At 67.7% G+C, this 16749-nt stretch carries 13 protein-coding genes; 7 read left to right on the top strand and 6 right to left on the bottom strand.

Annotation, left to right across the window (positions count from 1 at the left end):
* Window positions 1-313 precede the first annotated feature (313 nt).
* Window positions 314-850 (top strand): NUDIX domain-containing protein, encoded by a 537-nt coding sequence (locus tag RJ03_RS22420; protein WP_036505563.1) that lies wholly within the window; start codon window positions 314-316, stop codon window positions 848-850.
* Here the strand turns inward: RJ03_RS22420 and RJ03_RS22415 are convergent.
* Window positions 834-2240: an NsdA family TPR-like regulatory protein gene (locus RJ03_RS22415; RefSeq protein ID WP_218000991.1), complete on the bottom strand. Its 1407-nt coding sequence runs from the start codon at window positions 2238-2240 to the stop codon at window positions 834-836. The genes RJ03_RS22420 and RJ03_RS22415 overlap by 17 nt on opposite strands.
* Before the next feature lie 137 nt (window positions 2241-2377).
* Here RJ03_RS22415 and RJ03_RS22410 point away from each other — a divergent pair, with 137 nt between their 5' ends.
* The 3 genes from RJ03_RS22410 to RJ03_RS22405 are packed head-to-tail and all read left to right on the top strand — an operon-like array spanning window position 2378 to window position 3161.
* The gene (locus tag RJ03_RS22410; protein WP_036505562.1) at window positions 2378-2635 is read left to right on the top strand and encodes a hypothetical protein; all 258 of its coding nucleotides are present in this window, start codon (window positions 2378-2380) and stop codon (window positions 2633-2635) included.
* Window positions 2632-2778, top strand: coding sequence for a hypothetical protein (locus tag RJ03_RS37305; RefSeq protein WP_157121780.1), 147 nt, complete (start codon window positions 2632-2634; stop codon window positions 2776-2778). The genes RJ03_RS22410 and RJ03_RS37305 overlap by 4 nt, the downstream gene beginning before the upstream one ends.
* A gap of 17 nt (window positions 2779-2795) precedes the next feature.
* Window positions 2796-3161, top strand: coding sequence for a hypothetical protein (locus RJ03_RS22405; RefSeq protein ID WP_036505561.1), 366 nt, complete (start codon window positions 2796-2798; stop codon window positions 3159-3161).
* Window positions 3162-3216: 55 nt separating this feature from the next.
* Here RJ03_RS22405 and RJ03_RS22400 read toward each other — a convergent pair whose 3' ends face one another.
* The 5 genes from RJ03_RS22400 to mftA all read right to left on the bottom strand — a co-directional run bounded on the left by RJ03_RS22400 (window position 3217) and on the right by mftA (window position 6888).
* The gene (locus RJ03_RS22400; protein ID WP_036505560.1) at window positions 3217-4005 is read right to left on the bottom strand and encodes a mycofactocin-coupled SDR family oxidoreductase; all 789 of its coding nucleotides are present in this window, start codon (window positions 4003-4005) and stop codon (window positions 3217-3219) included.
* Window positions 4005-5177, bottom strand: coding sequence for a pre-mycofactocin synthase MftD (gene mftD, locus RJ03_RS22395; protein WP_036505559.1), 1173 nt, complete (start codon window positions 5175-5177; stop codon window positions 4005-4007). The genes RJ03_RS22400 and mftD overlap by 1 nt, the downstream gene beginning before the upstream one ends.
* 127 nt (window positions 5178-5304) lie before the next feature.
* Complete coding sequence (mftC, locus tag RJ03_RS22390; RefSeq protein ID WP_036505558.1) at window positions 5305-6486, bottom strand: mycofactocin radical SAM maturase; 1182 nt, start codon at window positions 6484-6486, stop codon at window positions 5305-5307.
* Window positions 6483-6788 carry a mycofactocin biosynthesis chaperone MftB gene (gene mftB, locus RJ03_RS22385; protein ID WP_218000990.1) on the bottom strand — a complete coding sequence of 102 codons (306 nt, stop codon included), beginning with the start codon at window positions 6786-6788 and terminating at the stop codon, window positions 6483-6485. The genes mftC and mftB overlap by 4 nt, the downstream gene beginning before the upstream one ends.
* Entirely contained in the window at window positions 6778-6888 is a 111-nt protein-coding gene (gene mftA / locus RJ03_RS36210; protein ID WP_083871264.1) for a mycofactocin precursor MftA, read from the bottom strand. Before mftA ends, mftB begins: the two co-directional genes overlap by 11 nt.
* A 50-nt stretch (window positions 6889-6938) precedes the next feature.
* Between mftA and mftR the strand changes: the two genes are divergently transcribed.
* The 3 genes from mftR to RJ03_RS22370 form a co-directional block, all read left to right on the top strand.
* Entirely contained in the window at window positions 6939-7586 is a 648-nt protein-coding gene (mftR, locus tag RJ03_RS22380) for a mycofactocin system transcriptional regulator MftR (RefSeq protein WP_306304684.1), read from the top strand.
* A 199-nt stretch (window positions 7587-7785) separates the two neighbouring features.
* Window positions 7786-7965: a hypothetical protein gene (locus RJ03_RS22375; protein ID WP_063008434.1), complete on the top strand. Its 180-nt coding sequence runs from the start codon at window positions 7786-7788 to the stop codon at window positions 7963-7965.
* Window positions 7966-8759: 794 nt separating this feature from the next.
* Window positions 8760-16749: non-ribosomal peptide synthetase (locus tag RJ03_RS22370; RefSeq protein WP_036505587.1), on the top strand; the 7990-nt coding region annotated here is incomplete at its 3' end.

The raw sequence follows: 16749 nt of genomic DNA, 5'->3' as shown, positions 1-16749 counted from the left end.
TGCATCGGACTGAACACCGGTAGCGAACTGGCGGTGGCAATGACTTGGCAATGCCACCGCCTCGGCGCTCTTTCATTCCTGACCAGCAGGATAGTCTGATCTTCGCAACGATCCAATCCAGGGAAGGCGTCGAAGCGTCGACGCGGGAATGTTGGGGCAAACCGAGAGCGAGCGGGGCGATTGTCGGCCGCGATGGCGCCGTCGGAGACTGGGCCGCGTCGCACTTCTCGGGCGGCGGCACGCCCGCACCGGGCAGGAGCTGGCGAGGGATCGACCGACGACACCGGATGGGAGTTCGCGATACCGTCGGAACGTGACGCGCACTCAGTGGACCATCCATGGCGAAACCCTGGTCGACGAAAATCGACACATACGGCTGTCAACGGTCGACGTGGAGTTGCCGGACGGCGTGACGTTCACCCAGTACGTCGCCCGTATGCCCCGATGCGCGATGACCGTGGTGCTCAACGACAGCCGCGAGGTCCTGCTCATGTACCGGCACCGATTCATCATCGATCGCTGGGTGTGGGAATTGCCTGGAGGGTATGTGGACGGAGCTGAAGACGTCGCGGCCGCGGCGGCCCGCGAAGTGGAGGAGGAAACCGGGTGGCGGCCGAAGTCGATGCGGCATCTGGTCACCTACCAGCCCGCGATCGGCACCCTCGACCATCCGCAGGAGGTGTACCTGTCCCAGGGCGCCGAACCAACCGACACCGTGCCGGATGTCAACGAAGCGGAGGACATTCGTTGGGTCCCGTTGGCTGAAGCCGCGAAGATGATCGAGCGCGGCGACATCGTCGGCGCTGCAACGGTAATCGGGGTTTACCGCGCGCTCAGTACGGTCGTGTAGTCAGAATCCGTACCTCGTGCTGGAAGTCGGCAACTTCCGGGATGTCCTTGTGCCGATCGAGCCGGCGTCGCAGTTCACGTAGGTACGCGTAGCTGCGTTGCGAGGAGATCCCGGATACGAGTTCGACTGCTTCGCGACCGACGCGCACCGCCTCCAGTGGGTCCTCGGCTGTTCGAACAGACGCCAGCAAGGTCAGGTTGAAGGCGCGGCCTCGGTGGTAACCGGACGACATATCGAGAGATTGTTCGGCGAACCGGGCGGCACGGGCGTCGTCGCCGAGTTCGCGAAAACAGTGTGCAATCTTGGCGGCCATGTATGCGGCATCGAAATACGACAGCCATTCCGGGCAACCTGTTCGGTCGGCCTTTTCGTACGAGCGCTCTGCTGCGATCAGCGACGCGGCACATGAAGAGTTGTCTTGTCGGGCTGCGTGACCGTGTGCCTCGGCCAAATGGCATTCCGACTCCAGGGCGGCGGAACTTGTGGCTCGCGCAGTCATGCGGGCCGCGCGAGCCAGGTCGATGGCGTCGCCCGGGCGGCCCACATACGTAGCCTGATGGCTCATAGCAGCCAGAATCTCAGCGCCCAGACCACGATCGTTCGCCGCTCTGGCGAGTCGGAGAGCCTGAATCAGATAGCGCTGCGCGAGTCCGTGTTCCTCTTGGTCGTAGGCTGCCCACCCGGCAATTTTCGTCAACTCCGCGGTCGCGGAGAACAGCGTTCGTCCGACTGGTTCGGCATAGTTCCCGCGCAGTAGTGGAGCCACCGAGCTGTGTAGATAGTGCACGATCGTCGACCGCACCCGGCCTCCGCCCGCTCGATTGTCGAGGTCACGGAATGTTCGCGTCATCGCGAGAACGCCTTCGACATCGACATTTCCCACTCGACGACGACCCGCAGATACGGGATGGTCGGGTCCGGGCATCGTCAACCAGCGCATCGACGCTGCGGGGTAGACCGCTACAGCGTAGGAAGCGTCGAGCAGGTACCGGCGCTGCTCGACGTCAGCGCGCCACAGCGTTGTTACGGAGCCCAACGCCTCGGACAAACTCAGCGAGAATTCCAATCCGAGATCGCCGGAGCCGGAACTCGAGGACATGCCGCAGTCCTCGGGCACAATGCGCCGACCCAGAACCTCCGAGAATGCAGCCGCAATCAGCTGTGGTGTAGGAGGATTCGGCTGCTCACCGCTCAACCATCGCCCGACCGACGTGTGATCGTACGAGAGCTCGAGGCCGACAGCTCGTCCTGCATCGTTGATTCGTCTTGCGAGGCCGCCTCGGCTGATCGCCCCTTCGTGCAGGAGCTCTGTCAGTCCGAGGTTGGGTTGTTTGGGCTTACGTCCCATGATCGGAGTGTCGCACGCGTAAACGATGCGATCCAACAACATTCGACAATCGCACACCCCCCGCGCACACGCCCACCCCCGCTGCATTTTGCGTGCATCCTCTGACGACATCTGCCCGGCCCGCGCGTGTTCCGGCCGCTACCCGATTTCGTGTCTGCTCGGCTCGTGGATGCAACGCGATGGTCGATGCGGTGGCAGCGGGGCTGCCGATGAAGCCGAAAATGAACAGGTCGGATTGTGTGGTGCTGTCGGTGCTGGCACCGGGTGGTCTGCTGACCGCCGGACAAATTCGTCGCGCTGCGGCATTGCCCGGGTGGCGTGTGCGCATCGCGCTTACTCGTTTGTCGACGTGCGGATTCATCGTTTTCAGCAGTTCGTGGGCCCGGTGGCAGATCAGCGAACGCGGTCGGCGCGCGCTGGCGGAAAGGCAGTCATGAGCGGATGGGTTTTGTGCGGGCTTGTCGTCTGCGTGGGTTTGCCGCTGGGCGTTCTGATCGCGACCTTGATTGTTCCGCAGCGCATTCCGAAGGACCGCAAGGTAGACGCCATTCGCCGGCGGATCGAGGACGAGGACCGATGACTTCGCGAGGCGATGCGATGGACTATGAAATACCCGCGTATGCAATGGGTTACGTCTGTGTGGACCTGGTGAAGACCGTTCACCGGCTCCATCTGCCGATGCGGGGAATCGCCCGACGGCTCGGCTATACCTACCTCGGTCTGACCAAAAGTAGCAGCCTGGTCGTTGCGGAGGCCCTACTCGATCACGTGACCGCCCATCGGATCGAGCTGCTGATCGTGCCCGACCTCGGACATCTCCGTGGCCGCATCCCGCCGGAACTTGCCGAAATCACCGACATCCATTGCCTCGCTACGACGTTCACGTATGAGCGAGGCGGCGGTTACGCGCCGGACGGTGGATCTCCGAACCCACTCGATTCGGATCCGGCCGCAGGTCGATAGGCCATGGCTCGAAGCGCCATGATTGCCGGGTGCGCGTACTCGAGGAACCCGGCGTTCACGCCAGGAATCCGCCGTCGGCGTGTACCACACTTCCGGTGACGGCGGCGGATTCGGGCGTGCACAGCCAGGCGATGGTGGCGGCGACCTCGTCCGGTTCGAGGATGCGGTCGAGGAGTTGGTGGGAGGCGAAGTCGTCGACGGTGTCGAGGTGGTAGAGGCGGGCGGTTTCGGTGAGCAGGGCGGTGCGGGTGGAGCCGGGGGATACGGCGGTGGCGGTGATGCCGGTGCCGCGCAGGTCGTGGGCTAATCCTTTGATCAGGCCGACGACGGCGTGTTTGGCCGCGTTGTAACCGGAGAGGTGCCACATGCCGTGGTGGGCGGCCGCGGAGGCGAGGGCGATGAATCGGCCGGTGCGGGGTTCGGGCCGGGCGAGCATGGCGGGGACGGCGACCCGGGCGAGGTTGGCGGTGCCGTGGACGCCGATGTCGAACATCGGTGCCCAGTCGGCGTGGGTGGTTTCCCAGAGCGGGCGGCCGCCGGTCATGACGGCCGCGGCGGCGACGGCCGCGTCGAGCCGACCGAAACGGTCCATCCCGAGTTCCACTGCGTGGCTAAGACTTTCGATATCGCGCACGTCCGCTTCGACGGCGAGGACCGTCCCCGCGTGCGCGGCGGCCACCGCGGCGAGCTGATCGCGGGTGCCGAGCGGATAGCCGAGTGCGGGGTCGTCGCGGCAGATGTCGACAGCCACGACGCGCCAGCCCGCGGCGTCGAGCCGGTGCACGGTGGCGGCGCCGATGCCCCGGGCGGCACCGGTGACGATGGCGACCGGGGCGGGGGCCACTACATGCCCCGGGTGAAGCCGTCGGGGATGATGACGTCGTCGGGGGTGAGGTCGTGGACGGAGGAGTGGCCGAGTCCGTAGAGCGCGGAGTCGATGCCTTGGCGGATGACTTCGAGGACGTTGTGGACGCCGCGGTCACCGGCGGCGGCCATGCCCCACAGGTAGGGGCGGCCGATCATGACCGCGTTCGCGCCGAGGGCGAGCGCTTTCACGACATCGCTGCCGCGTCGGATGCCGCCGTCGAGCAGGATCTCGACCTGTCCGCCGACGGCCTGGACGACGCTGGGCAGCATGCGGATCGCGGCGGGGGTGGTGTCGAGGTTGTTGCCGCCGTGGTTGGACACCGAGATCGCGGTGGCGCCGATGTCGACGGCGCGTTTGGCGTCGTCCGGGCGGCCGATGCCCTTGATGAGGAACGGCCCGTCCCATTGCTGCCGCAGCCAGGCCAGGTCGTCCCACGTGACCGGTGGGGTGCCCATCCATTCACCGTAGGCACCGAAGAAGGTCGGGCCCTGCTGCCCGCGCGGGACGAGGTTGGGGGTGGTGAGGTCGGGGAGTTTTCCCGACTTGACGAAGCGCAGCAGCCAGCCGGGTTTGGTGACGACCTGGGGTGCGAATCGCACGGCGGTCTTCACGTCGATCTTTTCGGGCAGTGGGGGGCTGCCCCAGTCGCGGGCGGTGGCGAAGACCCAGTCGAGGGTGACGATGATGCCCTTGGCGCCTGCTTCACGCGCCCGGTCGAGGCGGGCGACCATATCGTCTTTGCTTCCGAGCCAATAGATTTGGAAGAAGGTCTTGTCGTTGGCGGCGATGACCTCCTCGATCGGTTTGGACCCGAACGAGGACAGGCCGAGCGCGGTGCCCGACATCGCGGCCCCGCGTGCGACACCGACCTCTCCTGCGGGGTCGACCGCTTGGACGCCGGTGGGGGAGCAGATCACGGGCATCGAGATGTCTTGTCCGAGAACGGTGGTGCTCAGGTCGCGGGTGGCGGGCAGGTCGGCGATGTGGGGGCGCAGGCCGAGTTCGGTGAAGGCGGCGGCGTTGTCGTCGAGGGTGGCGCCGGCCTCGGAGCCGGCCAGCAGGGCCAGGTAGACGGCCTTGGGGACGCGTTTTTTCGCGCGGCGCTGGGCCTCGGCGACCGATTCGAACCAGTCACGGGTGCTTGCCATGAGAATCCTTGTGCTGCAGTCGAAGTCCATACGGCAAACCGCATCGTGGGGCAATGTCGAGCCGAGAGGCCGACAGTGGCGGGACAGATGGGCGGTCCGGGGGCATCGAGGGTGGTTGGTGGTTGTGTCAGGTGAGCCCAGCGAGAGGGCTGGTGTCGCAAGCCCGGTCGGGTGCGGTCGTCCTGGCGCGGGTCGGTATGCCGAGGGCGACCGACCGGCGGGACGGCGCACTGCGGGAGTGGTTCTTGTCCGGCTGGGGTTTCGCGCCGACACCGGCGAGGGCGAGTTCGGCGTTGCCCTTCACGCATTCGGGGTCCGGGCCGTCGAGGGGCAGTCCGGTGAAGAATTTGGCGGCCATGCATCCGCCCTGGCAGGCGTCGTAAGCCGAGCACGAGGTGCACGCGCCGCCGGTTTGCGGTTGCCGCAGCCGCGCGAACAGTTCCGAGGTGCGCCAGACGCTGTCGAATCCACCGGTGTCGCGGACATTGCCGGCGAGGAATTCGTCATGGATGGCGAACGGGCAGGCATACACGTCGCCGACCGGATCGACCAGGCACACCACCCGCCCCGCCCCGCACAGGTTCAGTCCCGCGATGGGAGTGGAGCCCAGTGCGTTGAGGTGGAAGAACGAGTCTCCGGTGAGGACGCCCTCGCCGTGGGCGACGAGCCAGTCGTAGATCTGCAACTGCTGGTCGGTGGTCGGATGCAGCTCGTTCCAGACATCGGCGCCGCGTCCGGAGGGGCGTAGCCGGGTGATGCGCAGCTGGGCGCCGAACCGGTCGGCGATGGCCTTGAACTCGTCGAGTTGATCGACGTTGTGGCGGGTCATCACGACCGAGATCTTGAAGTTCTCGAACCCGGCGTCGGCCAGATTCTGCATGGCCCGCATCGCGGTGTCGAACGATCCCGGTCCGCGCACGGCGTCGTTGACTTCGGCGGTGGCGCCGTCGATGGAGATTTGGACGTCGACGTAGTCGGTGGCCGCGAGCTGGCGGGCGCGTTCGGGGGTGAGCCGAATTCCGTTGGTGGAGAACTTGACTCCGACGTGGTGGGCGATCGCGTAGTCGAGCAGTTCCCAGAAGTCGCCGCGGACGGTGGGTTCGCCGCCGCCGATGTTGACGTAGAAGACCTGCATGCGTTCGAGCTCGTCGATGAACGCCTTGCATTCGGCGGTGGACAGCTCGCGCGGGTCGCGCCGGCCCGACGACGACAGGCAGTGCTCACAGGCCAGATTGCAGGCGTAGGTGAGTTCCCAGGTCAGGCAGATCGGGGCGTCGAGGCCGTGTTTGAAATGTTCGACCAGCTTCATCGGTGATCCTGTTCGTCCGGGCCGGCGGGGCGCGGGGTGATGGTGCCCGCCTCGAGCAGACCGGCCAGCGCGCTCAGATAGCGGGGGTGTTCGGCGTTGGCGACCCCCGCGGCCGCCAGAGCGGCGGCCGCGGAAGAGTGATCGGCCAGTCCCTGCACGACCGCCACCAGCTGCTTGGTCTTCAGAAACGACAGCCGCCGGGTGGTGAAGTCGTAGACCAGCGCTCCGAACGGCTCGGGTCGCAGCGAGATCGAGGGCGCGAGCCGATAGGAGCCGGCCGGATCGAAGCCGTCAGTAGACACCGCACATGCCATCGATCGAGACATCCTCGACGAGCAGGTCGTCTTCGACGAGCCCGTCCTCCGCGGGGACTACTGTCTGGCTGGTGATGGGTTCGTTCATGACCGCTCCTAGGGGATGGGATCGGGGCAACGGGTGTGAGGCACAGCATAATGTCACCGAGTGACAAAATGGAAGGGGTGACAGCGGAAAAACCTGTCGCACCACGTGTCAGGGCGGGTCGCAGGCCCTCGACCAGCGCTGACGAGTTGGAACGGGTCGCCTTCGAGTTGTTCGAGCAGCGCGGATTCGACGACACCACGGTCGAGGACATCGCGGCCGCCGTGGGGGTCAGCAAGCGGACCTTCTTCCGCTACTTCGAATCGAAGAACGACGTCGTGTGGGGCAACTTCAGCGAACAACTCCAGGCGATGCGCGATCTGTTCGACCGGTGCCCGCCCGACCAGCCGGTCGCCGACGCGGTCCGCAGTGTGGTGGTCGAGTTCAACCGCTTCGACCCGGCTCAGGTGCCCTGGCATCGCAAACGTATGGAGTTGATCCTGAAAGTTCCCGCGCTGCAGGCGCATTCGACGCTGCGCTATCAGGAGTGGCGCAACGTGGTGGCCGAATTCGTGGCCGCCCGGCTGGGTGTCGGCACGCGCGATCTGCTCGCCCAGGTCGCGGGCCACTGCGCACTCGGCGTCGCGATCGCGGGATACGAACACTGGCTCGACCACCCCGACCAGGAGCTCACCGACATCCTCGACCGCGCGCTGCGGAGCTGGGGTTCCGGATTCGGCGCCGAGCAGGCGACCACGTAGGAAAAGTACGTAGTTCTACGGTCGCCGATCGCCCGCGTGGAAGGAAGGGTGGACGGGAGTCAGGCCGGCACTACCGCTCGGGGACGAAGATGAACGCAGAGAATCGGCAGGACCGTCGATGTGGCAGCGCGACCTCGGCCATCCCGGTGCCGTGCTGAGGCCCGGAGGCGGAGGGTACGCGGTGCACAACGATGTGCACATGCGTATCTGGCTGGGTGGAACGGCCTTCGATTACCGGACCGCCGCCGCGGCAGTGGACAATATCGTCCGGGACTGGCGGCGCAAGCGTTGGTGCACGATCGAATTCATTCTCGACACCATCGACGGCCGCCTCCCGGAGAACCGCTTGCCGAACGAACGGCTATTCCTGGGCCCGTGAATCCGCCGCTCACCGGCATGGGTATCGCCGAGAAGCTCTCGCGGTGTCCTTCTCGGACTCGGTCGAATCGGAAGATTATGCTCGGGGCTCGCCGGATTTCCCGGCGAGTACGGGACAGCAAAGCCGCTGTTCAGTAGTATCGGCTAGGTGTGGTACAACGGTTTTCCGCACAGTGTGGACCGCAATAGGTCATTCCGCGCAGCGTCGTCGTGCGGAAAGGTGAAACAATGCTCGCCGGGGCAGTCTCCCCGGGTCGGACACAATGCCGACACCAGCTTCCGAAACCGTGGCGTGGCGGGGGGATCGACCCGCTCGACAATACGCCTTCCACTTTAATACGGACAAATCGCTCGTAGTTCCGACCCATTCGACGGGGCCCTCATATGCCTCTGTGCGAGTGGGGCTTTCGGGCCGCCCGCAAGTTGTGGCGGCACGTCGTGATAATACGGCGAAGAGTTGTCGCACAGTGCTTGCCAAGCTCGGCGAGAGGGGGTCCTCAGCTACGCAGAGCACGCACACGATCTGGATAACACCCTCAATCGGCCAGTGGCTCGTTCCCGGCTCCGATTGGGGCGGCGTCGTGTGCGTCGAACCGCGCGTGAGCGAAATGAGTTAGGTTGATTCGGAAATCCGGCGATTCGGGATTCCGGCAGCTCGGGGAATCGCAAATGCAATTGCATTCGTAATCAAGGGTATCGCAACGGGGAATTCCGCGCATGGAAACAGGTGGGGGTGTGCGCTGCTCCGTGTCTCGGAATTCGAGGAGGGGTTAGACGATGAGTCCGGATTCAGCCATGCCTGCCGACCGAAATCCTGATCTGATTCCGCTTTCCAGGGCGCAATACGGAATGTGGCTGGCGGACAATCTACCCGGCGGACCGAACGTCAACATCGCCCACTACGTCGAGATCGAGGGGCACATCGACTACGCCGCCTTCGCCAAGGCGGTGAACGACGCCGGTCACGAGAGCGAGTCACTCATCGTCCGCGTGGTCGAGGTCGGCGGTCGTCCGTATCAGTACGTGGATCGCGGCATCGTCTACGACGAGCCGCTCCTGGATCTGACCGAGGCCGCGGATCCGCACGCGGCGGCGATGGACTGGATGCGCCGCGACTACGGCAGCAAGGCGGTCGATCTGGCCCGGGACCGGCTCACCACGACGCGACTCATCCGGATCGGCGAGGACCGGTACCTGTGGTACGCGCGCGCTCACCATCTCGTCATCGACGGCTACGGCGCGTTCAACCTCATCAACCGCGTGGCCGAGCACTACAACGCACTGATCGAGGGTCGAGCGCCGACGCGGCCGGCGGCACTCGGGCTGAACGACATCATCGCCGCCGAGCACGACTATCGGACGAGCCGGCGGTTCGACACCGACCGGGCGTACTGGCTGGACAAGGCGGCCGACCTGCCGCCGGCCGCGAGTTTGGCGGGGCGCTCCGCCAAATGGAGCGAGGACGACCGCTTCGCCGGGCGTAGGTTGCCGGCGCCGCTGACCGCGCGGCTCGACCGTTTCGCCGACGACCTGCACGCCTCGACAGCGCAGGTGGTGGTGGCCGCGTTCGCCGCCTTCCTCGCGCGCATGACCGGTACCGACGAGGTCGTCCTGTCGCTGCCGGTGTCCGGGCGGGTGACGCGGCGATTGCGCAATGCCGCCGCGATGCTGGCCAATATGGTGCCGATCCGATTCACCGTGGACCCGGCGACCACGGTGGAGGACCTGGTCCGCGCATCGGTGTCCGAACTCGTGCTGGCCATGCGACATCAGCTCTACCGGTTCGAGGACCTGCGCCGCGAATCCGACGCCGTCGACGCGGCGGCGACCTCCTTCGGCCCGATCGTCAACATCCTGTTCTTCGATTCCGAGATCCGCCTCGGCGAGGCGACGGGGCATTACCGCGCGCTGACCTCCGGAGCGCTCGACGATCTGCAACTCAATATGTACCGCGCCGGCGCCGACGCACCGCTGGCGGTCGAACTGCACGGCAATGCCAACCTGTACGGACAGGACGAACTCGACGCCCATGCCGGCCGCTTCGTCGACTTCCTCGACCGCATGGCGAACTCGCCCGCCGATGCCCGGCTGGTCGACATCCCGCTGGTCGATACCGCCGAACAGCGGACGGTGCTCGGCGAACTCGCGGGCCGCGAGGGAACGGCCACAGCGGCGACACTCGCCGACCTCGTCACCCGGCAGGCGGCGTTCTCGGCGTCCGACGTCGCCGTGGACGACGGGACGACCGCGCTGACCTACCGCCAACTCGACGAACGCTCCAACCGGTTGGCGCGCAGGCTCATCGCCCTCGGGGCCGGACCGGACACGCTGGTGGCGATCGCACTGCCGCGTGATGTCGATCTGATCGTGGCCGCACTGGCCGTCGTGAAGACGGGCGCCGGATATCTGCCGCTGGACCGCGCACACCCGCTCGAGCGCCTCGACTACGTAGTGAACGACGCCGAACCGATCGCCCTGGTGACGAACCGGAGCATGTCCGATCGGCTGCCGGAGACGGGCCGCGTCGTGCTGTTGGACGACGACCCCACCGAGAGCGGCGAGCCGATCACCGACGCCGACCGGGTGCGTCCCGTGCGCCCAGGCAACGTCGCCTATGTCATCTACACCTCCGGGTCGACGGGGCAGCCGAAGGGTGTGGCGATCACCCACGGCGCGGTCGCCGCCTACTTGACGAACGCCACTGCCGAAATCGGGGTACGCGCCGGTGACGTGTGGACGCTGTTCCATTCGTTCGCGTTCGACTTTTCGGTGTGGGAGATCTTCGGTGCGCTGGTCACCGGCGGCCGGCTCGTGGTGGTGGACGGTCCCGTCACGCGCTCACCGGACGAGCTGGTCCGCCTCGCCGCGCGGGAGAAGGTGAGCGTTCTCAGTCAGACACCGTCGGCGTTCCACCAGTTCGCGGCCGCACGACAGCGCTATGTGGACGCCGGGCAACCGGACGGTGAGCTCGCCCTGCGCCTCGTCGTCCTCTCCGGTGAGGCGCTGAATCCGGCGAGTCTGTCCGACTGGTATGCCCGGAATCCGGATCTGCCGGTACTGGCCAACAGTTACGGCATCACCGAAACCACGGTCTTCGTCACCTACACCCCGTTGGCGGCCGACCGGGCCGTACCGGGCGCACCCAGCACCATCGGACCGCCGCTACCGGGCCTGCGCGTGTATGTCCTGGACGAGCGCCTGCGACCGGTGCCGCTGGGAGCCTGGGGCGAAATCTACGTTGCCGGAGCGCAACTCGCCCGGGGCTATGTCGGCCGGCCCGGGCTGACCGCCGGACGCTTCGTCGCCGACCCGTTCGGCGTACCGGGTGCGCGGCTGTACCGCAGCGGTGACATCGCGCGCCGGAATCTCGAGGGCGAGTTGGAGTATCGAGGCCGCGCGGATCGGCAGGTGCAGCTGCGCGGGTTCCGGATCGAACTGGACGAGATCCGCGCCGCGTTCTCGAGCCACGGTTCGGTGTCGGCGGCGGTCGTCGTGGTGCATCTGCCCGGTACCGAGGCGGCCCGGCTGCTGGCCTACGTGGTGCCGGCCACCGGAGCGGTCTGTGTGGCCGAGGAGCTGCGCACGCATGTGCGTTCGATTCTGCCGGACTACATGGTCCCGGCCCATGTCGTGGTTCTCGACGCGCTGCCACTGACCGTCAACGGCAAGGTGGACCATCGGGCCCTGCCCGAGCCGGCCCCGGATTCGGCGGCGGCGTACGTGGCGCCGCGCACGGCCGTGGAGGAGACCATCACCGGTGTCTTCGCCGAGGTCCTGGGCGTCGACCGGGTCGGTGTGCTGGCCGACTTCTTCGAGCTGGGCGGCAATTCGCTGACGGCCACGGGGGCCGCGGTGCGGATCGCTGAATCGACCCGATGCGAGGTATCGGTGCGCGAGCTGTTCGAGAAGCCGACCGCGGCCCAGCTCGCCGCCCATATCGACGGCGCCCGCCGGTCCGCTCGCCCCGCGCTGCGGCCGCAGCCGCGGGTCGATCCCATTCCGCTCGCACCCGCGCAGAACCGGATCTGGCTGATCAATCAGATCGAGCCCGAATCGGGGGCCTACAACATTCCGCTGGTGCTGCGGCTGTCCGGACGGCTCGACACCGCCGCCCTGCACGCGGCCCTGGCCGATGTGATCGAACGGCACGAATCCCTGCGCACGGTGTATCCGGCGGTGAACGGCCGAGGCACGCAAGTGATTCTGCCGTCCGAGGATGTCGTGGCGGAATTGGATGTGACGGCGCGGCGCGTCTGCGCCGACGAACTCGACCACCGGATCGGCGAGCTGGTGTCGACCGGAACCGATGTGCGCCATCGGCCGCCGATCCGAGTCGCACTGCTCGCCACCGCCGATCACGAACACGTCCTGGTGGTCGTCCTGCACCACATCTGCTGCGACGGGTCGTCGCTGCCGCCACTCGCGGCCGATTTCGCCACCGCCTACCGCGCGCGAGCGCAGGGGCACGCCCCCGGCTGGCAGCCACTGCCGGTGCACTACGCCGACTACAGCATCCGGCAGCGCATCCTACTGGGCGACGACACCGATCCCGAGTCGCTCGCCGCTCGCCAATTGCACTACTGGACAAAGCAATTGTCGGGTATGGCGCGGCCGCTGGAACTCCCGGCCGACCGCCGGCGCCCGGATCGCCGGTCCCTGCTCGCCGATGTCGTCGACACCGCGATCACCGCCGAAACCTACGCCGGGATCGAGCAGCTGGCCCGCACGGCGAAGGTCACCACCTTCATGCTCGTGCACGCCGCGCTGGCGGTGCTGCTGGCCCGGCTGTCGGGCTCGGCCGACATCACCGTCGGCACGCCGGTCGCGGGCCGCGGCGAACGCGCGCTCGAACCGTTGATCGGCATGTTCGTCAACACCGTGCCGCTGCGGACGCGAGTAGCTGACGACGACACGTTCACTGACTTCCTGACGCGGGTCGAGGACATCGATCTCGGCGCACTCGCTCACAGCGACCTGCCCTACGAACAGGTCGCCGAGGCGATCGAGCCGATGTCGGCGGCGGCGCAGGACCCGCTGTGCCGGGTGTATCTGGCGTTCGACAATATGAACCGCCCGGCCCTCGAGCTGGCCGGGGTCACCGCCGAGGTCCTGGATCCGGGACCGCAGCCGGCGAAGGTCGACCTGATTGTCACCGTCGCCGAGAATGCCCGGGCGGCAGGCGATCTCCCCATGCGGATCAACTACGCGACGGACGTGTTCGACCGCGGCACGGTCGAGGAGTTCGCCGCGCGCCTGCATCGGATTCTCGAATCGGTCGTGCGTGATCCGGGGCAGCGGGTCGGCGCGGTCGATGTGCTGTCGGCCGGTGAGCGCGCCACGCTGGTGCCCGCGTCCGGTGGCGGCGCCGAGGCGCCGCTCGTGCTGGCCGAGCTGCTCACGGTCCGGGATCCGGAGGCCGTGGCGATCGTGTCGGGCGGGCACACCCTGACGTACGGGGAGTTGGACGCCCGGTCGAATCAGCTGGCCCGGGTGCTGATCGAGTACGGGATCGGAGCCGACGACCGGGTCGCGCTGGTGCTGTCGCGGTCGATGGAACTCGTGGTGGGAATGTGGGCCGTGGCGAAGACGGGTGCCGCCTTCGTCCCCGTGGATCCGCGCAATCCGGCCGAGCGCGTGGCGGTCATGCTCGCGAACGTCCGGGTCGCTGTCGCCGTGATCGCGACGCGGGACCTGGTGCCGCAGACCACCGAGCGGCTGGTCCTCGACGAACCGCGCACCGAGGCCCGCATCACGTGCCGTTCCGCGGCCGCGGTGACCGACCGCGACCGGATTCGCCCGTGCCGGGTATCGAATACGGCGTACGTGGTCTACACGTCGGGTTCGACCGGCGAGCCGAAGGGCGTCGCCGTGACGCACGCGGGTGTGGCGAATTTCGCTGCCGAACAACGGGATCGGTATCGGATCGGCGATTCCGCGCGCGTGCTGCAGGTGGCGGCTCCGGGCTTCGACGCGCTGGTGCTGGAACTGCTGATGGCACATCCGCACGGCGCGACGCTGGTGGTCTCGCCACCGGATGTCTTCGCCGGTGAGCCGCTGGCGGAAGTGATTCGCCGGCAACGGATCTCGCACGCGTTCCTCACGCCCAGCGTGCTGGCGACGATGTCGCCCGCCGAACTCGGGTCGTTGCGGGTGCTGGTGGCCGGTGGGGAGGCGGTCTCGGCCGACACCGTCGCGGTGTGGGGACCCGGACGCCGGTTGCACAACGGCTACGGACCGACCGAGACCACGATCATGGTGGCGATCAGCGATCCGCTGAGACCCGGCGATCGGGTGACGATCGGCGGTCCGATCCGCGGTGTGCGGGCGCTGGTTCTGGACGAGCGGCTGCGGCCGGTGCCGGCCGGGGTGACCGGACAGCTGTACATCTCCGGCATCCATCTCGCCCGCGGATATCTCGATCGGCCCGCGGAGACGGCGGCGGCGTTCGTGGCCGAGCCGTTCGGCGCGGCGGGGGAGCGGATGTACCGCACCGGCGATCTGGCCCGCTGGACCCCCGAACGCACCCTCGAATACGCCGGGCGCACCGACTTCCAGGTGAAGATCCGCGGGCAACGCATCGAACTCGGTGAGATCGAGGCGGTCCTGGCCGGTCATCCGGACGTCGCCGCCGCGGTCGCGGTGAGCGTCGCGACCGACGGCGGCATGCGGCTCGCCGCCTATCTCGCGCCCGGCGACGACGTCGTCGACGTGGCCGCCGTGACGTCCTATGCCGCGCGCCACCTGCCCGCGCATATGGTTCCCGAGTCGGTGACGGTACTCGACGCCCTGCCGCTGACCTCGGTGGGCAAGGTCGACCGCGCCGCCTTGCCCGAGCCGGTATTCGCCAGTGCGCGAGCCGCTTTCGTCGCGCCGCGCGATGCGGCCGAACAGCTCGTCGCCGATGTGTGCGGCGCCGTGCTGGGCATCGACCAGGTAGGCGCCGCCGACGACTTCTTCGCCCTCGGTGGCAATTCGCTGTCGGCGACGCGGCTGGTCGCGCGGCTGAGTGCCGCATTCGGTGTCGAGGTGTCGCTGCGCACCGTCTTCGACGCCCCGACGGTCGCGGCGCTCGCCGCGGCGCTGCGCACCCTCGACACATCCGGGCGGGAACCGCTGGTGCCGCAACCGCGACCGGCGCGCATCCCGCTCTCGCCGGCCCAGGCCCGGATGTGGTTTCTCAACCAGTTCGACACCGACTCCGCGCTGTACAACATCGCCCTGGTGGTGGGCATGTCCGGCCCGCTCGATGTGGCGGCCCTGCGTGCGACCGTCGCCGATGTGCTGGACCGGCACGAGGCGTTGCGGACCGTGCACCCGGACAGCGACACCGGGCCGCATCAGGTGATCGTGCCGGTGCGCGAGGCGCTGCCGCCGCTGGAGCCGGTGACGGTTCCCGCGGCCGAACTCGAGGCGCGGATCGCCGCGACGGCGGCCGCCGGATTCGATGTCACCCGCGACGTTGCGTTCCGGGTGGTCCTGCTGCGCACCGCGCCCGAGGAACACACGCTGGTCCTCGTCGTCCATCACATCAGCTTCGACGGATCCTCGCTCGCGCCACTGGCCGCCGACCTGATGACCGCCTACGAGGCACGCCGCCGGCAGCAGGCGCCGCGATGGGAACCGCTGCCCGTGCAATACGCGGATTACGCACTGTGGCAAGGCAAACGGCTCGGCACCGAAGACGATCCGAGCGCTCCGGCCGCCGTGCAGGTCGACTACTGGCGCACGGCGCTGGCCGATCTGCCCGAAGTGCTGGATCTGCCCACCGATCGCCCGCGCCCGGCGCGGCAGAGCTTCCGCGGTGCGACGGTGTCGCACACCCTGCCCGCCGACCTCGGGCGTGCCCTCACCGCGCTGGGCCGCTCCTGCGATGCCACGGTTTTCATGGTGCTGCACGCCGCGTATGCCGCCCTGCTGGCACGTCTGTCGGGTAGCGACGACATCGCGGTCGGCACGCCGGTCGCCGGACGCGGAGAACCGGGACTCGAACGCCTGATCGGCATGTTCGTCAACACCCTGGTGTTGCGCACCCGCATCGACCCCGGCGCCTCCTTCCGCCGGATTCTGGAGCAGGTCCGCGCGACCGATCTCGCCGCCTTCGACCATGCCGACATCCCGTTCGAACGTCTCGTCGAGGTGCTGAATCCGCCTCGCTCCACGGCGCATGCGCCGCTGACGCAGGTGGGTTTCGCGTTCCACAACATCGACATTCCGGCGGTGCGGTTCGAAGGATTGACCGTCGATGCCCGGACCGCCGACCCGAGCGTGGCCAAATACGATCTGCACCTCAATCTCGTCGACACCGCGCGCCGCGACGGTGAACCGGACGGGATGGCCCTCGAATTCGGTTATGCGACAGACCTGTTCGACGAGTCCACGATCCGCTCGATGATCGACCGGTTCGTGCTGCTGCTGCGCGCGGTCGTCGATCGGCCCGACCGCGCGATCGGCGATATCGACCTGCTGACCGCGGAGGAGAGGCGCGAGCTGGCGGTGCGCGAAACCGGCGGGACCATGGCGCCGTCCTCGGCGACCATCGCCGAACTGTTCGCCGCCCAGGCCGCCGCGACACCGCGGGCGGCCGCCGTGCTCGACGCCGAGGACGGCACGCGACTCGACTACGGCGAGTTCGCGGCCCGGGTGAACGCGCTCGCGCGGACGTTGATCGACCGTGGCGTCGGCCCGGAAACCGTGGTGGCCGTGGCGATGCACCGTTCGGTCGACCTGCTGACCGCCCTTTACGCGATCCATGCGGCCGGTGGGGCGTATCTGCCGGTGAATCCGG

This window comes from Nocardia aobensis NBRC 100429, from assembly GCF_000308375.1.
Taxonomy (GTDB): domain Bacteria; phylum Actinomycetota; class Actinomycetes; order Mycobacteriales; family Mycobacteriaceae; genus Nocardia; species Nocardia aobensis.
This window is presented reverse-complemented; position numbering and strand designations above follow the sequence as displayed.